Genomic DNA, 5390 nt, shown 5'->3' on the forward strand with positions numbered 1-5390 from the left:
ACTTTTTTCTGACGATATTCAGTCAAAAGGCCCGCTTCCTTGTCATGGAACCGGGCCTTGCATCTGGAAATACCTTTTTTGAACACTTCAGCATGCTTGTCAAAAGAGCGAGGCGATCCGCCAGCTCAATAAACAAATCATGTAGTTCTTCTTGCTATACGCTCTTGGCACCGAAGATACAAAAAACGCCGGCACCTGCGTCGGCGTTTCTGGCACTTTCTCATCAAAAAACAGAAGTTTTTTAAGAAAGGGAGGGGTGCGGGAAGGGAACTTTATGAAGAAAGTTCCCTTCCCTCCCCGCAGCATTTCTATTCTCCTTCACTCTCTCCGTTGTCGGCCACGGTATCAAAGCCTACCACGTTTGCGCCGTCGTCGAGGCGCACGAGGCGAACACCCATGGTAGCGCGGCCCACGGAGCGAACCTCTTCCACGCTGAGACGGATGATCTTGTTGGTGGAAGTGAGAAGAATAAGCGAATCGGTATCGGAAACAGGCATGGCCCCTATGACGCTGCCCGTCTTGGGAGACGCCTTGAAATTAATAAGCCCTATGCCGCCGCGGCTCTGCATGCGGTAAAGGTCTATCTTGGTGCGCTTGCCGTAACCGAGAGCGGAGACCGTCATGATCATGGTGGAGTTATCGCCGTCCTTCACGGTGACACAGGCCACCACTTCATCGCCGCGGCGCAGGCCTATGCCCTTTACTCCCGAGGCGCTTCTGCCCATGGGGCGCACGTCGGGCATGGCAAAGCGTATGGCCATACCGTGGGCCGTGGCCAACACCACATGGTCGGAATCCGTCACCTCCCGCACGGCAATGAGCTCATCGCCCTCCTTGAGTCCCAGGGCTATCATGCCGCTCTTGCGACAGCGCGCGTACAGGGAGGCGCTGGAACGCTTGACCATCCCCTGCTTGGTGGTGAACAGGAAATAGCTCTCCTCGGAAAACTCGCGCACCGTGAGGGCGTTGGCCACCCATTCATCCTTTTCCAGAGGAAGAAGGTTGGCAATGTGCATGCCCTTGGCGGTACGGCTTCCCTCAGGCACCTGATGTACCTTGAGCTGATGCATACGGCCCTTGTTGGTAAAGAGCAGAAGGTACTGATGATTGGTGGTAGTGAGAAATTCCTGCACGAAATCATCTTCCGAGGTGTGAAGCCCGGCAATGCCTTTACCGCCCCTTTTCTGCTGCTGATAATTGCCGAGTGTGGTGCGCTTGATATAGCCGCGGCGCGACAGGGTGATAACGACGTCCTCGTCGGGGATGAGGTCTTCAATATCGATACCGTCGAGTTCGTCCATGACCACTTCCGTCCTGCGGGGAGTGGCGTAGGTATTCTTGATGTACTGCGTTTCCTCGCGCAGCACGCCGCGCAGCACTTCGGAATCTTCCAGTATGGAAGTCAGGTAGGCGATGAGCTTCTGCAGTTCGTGGTATTCATCCAGAAGCTTGTCGCGTTCAAGCCCGGTAAGGCGCTGCAGGCGCATGTCCAGAATACTCTGGGCCTGTATTTCTGTGAAGCCGAAGCGTTCCACCAGGCCTGATTTGGCTTCCTGCGGTGTTTCCGAAGCCCGGATAAGGGTAACGATTTCGTCGATGATATCCAGGGCCTTGAGCAGACCTTCCACAATATGGGCACGGGCCTGCGCCTTTTCCAGATCGAAGCGGGTACGGCGGATGACGACTTCGCGGCGATGATCGAGGAAACAGGTAAGCGCCGTGCGCAGGTTGAGCTGCTGGGGCTTATTGTCCACCACTGCCAACATGTTGATGCCGAAGGAATTTTCCAGCGGCGTGTACTTGTACAGCGCGTTGATGACAAGTTCCGGTATGGTACCCCGGCGCAGGTCGAGTATGATGCGTATGCCCTTCTTGTCGGAAAGGTCGCGCAGGTCGGTCACGCCGTCGAGCTTGCGGTCGTTGACGAGGGCTGCAATTTTGGTAACGAGCACGGACTTGTTGAGCGCATAGGGAATTTCGCGGATGACTACGGACTGCTGGCCCTTCTTACGCTCTTCCACTTCCACACGGCCGCGCACCTTCACCACGCCCCTGCCCGTGCGGTAGGCGTCCAGAAGGCCCTGCCCAGCGTAGACAAAGCCCGCGGTAGGGAAGTCCGGCCCGTGCACCAGGTCGATCAGGTCGTCTACCGTACAGTCTGGCTCGTCGATAAGGCGCAAAAGCGCGTCGCAAAGCTCCCCGAGGTTGTGGGGAGGAATATTGGTGGCCATACCTACGGCAATGCCGGAGGAGCCGTTGAGCAGAAGATTCGGCACCTTGGTGGGCAGAACTTCGGGTTCCTGTTCCGAGCCGTCGTAGTTCGGGCGGAAATCCACGGTCTTCTTTTCAATATCGTCCAGGAATTCCGAAGCGAGGCGCGACATGCGTACTTCGGTATAACGCATGGCGGCGGCGGAGTCGCCGTCGATGGAGCCGAAGTTGCCCTGCCCGTCTTCCAGCGGGTCGCGCATGTTGAAATCCTGCGCCATGCGCACCAGGGCGCCGTACACGGCAAAATCGCCGTGAGGATGATATTTGCCGATGACGTCGCCCACCACGCGGGCGCTCTTCTTGGTGGGCCTGTTGTAGGTATTGGCCATTTGCGACTGCGCGAAAAGGATGCGGCGATGCACGGGCTTCAGCCCGTCGCGCGCGTCGGGAATGGCACGGCCTATGATCACGCTGAGCGAATAAGCCAGATAGGACTGGCGCAGCTCTTTTTCTATATCGACTTTAAATTCTGCCACTTTGGGAGTCCTTGCATGCAGTTTGATTTTCCGGGATTCCGCTCCCCCTTTTTCCCGGCGGCGCGGCACGGCTTCCGGGAGAAGGAAAGGCTGAAACGTCCCCTCATGCTCAGATATCGAGGTCTTCCATGGAAAGGGCGTTGCGAATGATGAAATCGCGGCGCAGATCCGCCCTATCGCCCATGAGTTCCTCTATGGTGTCGGAAGCGGCCTGGGCATCTTCGATGCTCACCTGCAAAAGCGCCCTCTTCTCGGGGTTCATGGTCGTCATTTCCAGCTGTTCCGGATTCATTTCGCCAAGGCCCTTGTAACGCTGGATGTTGAAGCCCTTGCGGGCCTCGGCGTAGGCGGATTCACGCAGTTCAAAGTAATCCTTCACCTCGCGGCTGGATTCGGAACTGGAAAGCTGCACCGGAAATTCTCCGCAGGATGCACCCAGAGACTTCCAGAGCTGGCGGGCATGGCGATACATACGCGAATGGAAGAATTCCACGGCCAAACGGGTGCGATGCCCGCTTTTGTTTTCAAACACAAGGAAGGAACGCTCCTCGTCTTCTTTTCTCTCCACCTCCAGGGACGCTGCGTAGCCCTGCCTCTCCATCCAGACGCGGAAGTTTTCAGGAAGCCCCGTTTCCACCACAGCAGAAGTCATTTCCCCTTCGAAGCGGAGAAAAGCGAGGAAAAGCTCGCGGGAAATGGCGGAATTCTCCGCTTCCGTCATGGATTTTTCCAGTTCGTCGATACTCTTGAGCAACGAGATGAGCTCTTCGCCGCGATAGTTCCTTCCATCTTTCGTGACTACGGAAACACCATCGGAAAGCCGCTGGAGCAGAAATTCATCAAGCTCGTTGTCATCCTTCAGGAACTTGATGGTATTGCTGCCCTTCTTAATGCCGTAAAGCGGAGGCTGGGCGATATAGATATGCCCTTCCTCAATGAGCTTGGGATAGTAGCGGAAAAAGAAGGTGAGCATAAGGGTGCAGATGTGCGCACCGTCCACGTCGGCATCAGTCATGATGATGATCTTATGATAGCGCAGCTTGGAATAATCCATGTTCTCGCCGATGCCCACCCCCATGGCCGTGATCATATTCTTGATCTCTTCGCTGGCAAGCATACGGTCGAATCTCGCGCGCTCCACGTTCAATATCTTGCCGCGAAGCGGAAGAATGGCCTGCGTCATAGGATTGCGGCCCTGCTTGGCGGAACCGCCTGCGGAGTCGCCCTCCACAATGAACACTTCACATTCTGAAGGGTCCTTGCTCTGGCAGTCGGCCAGCTTGCCTGGCAGGGAATTGTCGGAAAGTGCCCCCTTGCGGCGCACGAGCTCGCGGGCACGGCGCGCGGCCTCTCTTGCACGGGAAGCCTCGGCGGCCTTTTCGATAATGACGCGGATATCCTTGGGATGCTCCTGGAAGTACACGTCGAGCACATTGTAGACAATGCCGTTCACAATGCCCACCACTTCGCTGTTGCCGAGCTTAGTCTTGGTCTGCCCTTCAAACTGCGGCTGCGGAAGTTTCACGCTGACGATAGCCGTAAGGCCCTCGCGCACGTCGTCACCGGAAAGGCTGTCGCCCTTCAGTTTCTTCTGCAGGTCGGGCTGGCTTTTCACATAGTTGTTTATGGCGCGGGTAAGGGCAGTCTTGAACCCTGCCAGATGGGAACCGCCTTCATGCGTACGGATGTTATTGGCGAACGTCAGCATCTTTTCATTGAAGCCGGCATTGTACTGAAGCGCAAAATCCACGGTAATATTGTCCTGCACTCCTTCCCCGCTGATGATGGGGTGCAGACCGGATTCATTGCTGTTCAAATCCCTGATGAACTGCTCAAGGCCACCTTCGGCATGATAAGTATGCGTTTCGTTGGTGCGCTCATCGTTGCAGATGATGGTAAGCCCCTTATTAAGATAAGCCAGCTCTTCAAAACGCTTCTTCAGCACATCGAAAGAAAATACTGTGCTTTCAAAAATTTCCTCATCAGGAAGGAAACGCACCGTAGTACCGTGCCCTTCCGCCTCGCCCAGAGGCTCCACCTTGGTCACCGGTACGCCGCGCTCATAGCGCTGACGCCAGCGCCTGCCGTCGCGCCGCACCGTCACTTCCAGCCAGGAAGAAAGGGCGTTCACACAGGAAACGCCCACGCCGTGCAGGCCGCCTGAGACCTTATAGGCATTGTTGTCGAACTTGCCGCCGGCATGCAGCTTGGTCATAACCACCTGCACAGCGGGAATACGCAGTTTCGGATGGATATCCACAGGGATACCGCGACCATTGTCCCGCACGGTCACGCTGTTGTCCATGTGAAGAATGACCTCCACCTTGTTACAGAAGCCGGCCATGGCTTCGTCGATGGAGTTGTCCACCACTTCGTACACAAGGTGATGAAGGCCGTGGGAATCCGTACTGCCTATATACATGGCCGGGCGCTTACGAACCGCCGCCAGACCTTCCAGAACCGTGATGGCAGAAGCGTCGTAAGAGGTCTTGCCGGACCTTAGATTTTCCTGGGTCATGAGAATTCCTGAAGGGGTATTTGTTAGCTCCTCGGAGCATCAGAAAGAATCAACTATACACCATTTCAGGGAAATATTCAAATCCCGGAAAAGAGGACTCCCACCGGAAGCATGGAACATATATT

General features: G+C 55.9%; 3 protein-coding genes. 1 reads left to right on the plus strand and 2 read right to left on the minus strand.

Going from position 1 to position 5390, the window contains the following annotated elements:
- The coding region (locus K8W16_RS02845; protein WP_304120974.1) for a hypothetical protein at nt 1-245 on the plus strand (245 nt) is incomplete at its 5' end.
- A 63-nt stretch (nt 246-308) separates the two neighbouring features.
- Here K8W16_RS02845 and gyrA read toward each other — a convergent pair.
- Together gyrA and gyrB are read right to left on the minus strand one after the other, a co-directional pair.
- Nucleotides 309-2747 carry a DNA gyrase subunit A gene (gene gyrA / locus K8W16_RS02850; protein WP_304120975.1) on the minus strand — a complete coding sequence of 813 codons (2439 nt, stop codon included), beginning with the start codon at nt 2745-2747 and terminating at the stop codon, nt 309-311.
- A gap of 109 nt (nt 2748-2856) precedes the next feature.
- On the minus strand, nt 2857-5265 hold the full coding sequence (gyrB, locus tag K8W16_RS02855) for a DNA topoisomerase (ATP-hydrolyzing) subunit B (RefSeq protein WP_304120977.1): 2409 nt from the start codon (nt 5263-5265) through the stop codon (nt 2857-2859).
- Nucleotides 5266-5390 lie beyond the last annotated feature (125 nt).

The organism is Mailhella massiliensis (assembly GCF_020741395.1).
GTDB lineage: Bacteria > Desulfobacterota > Desulfovibrionia > Desulfovibrionales > Desulfovibrionaceae > Mailhella > Mailhella massiliensis_A.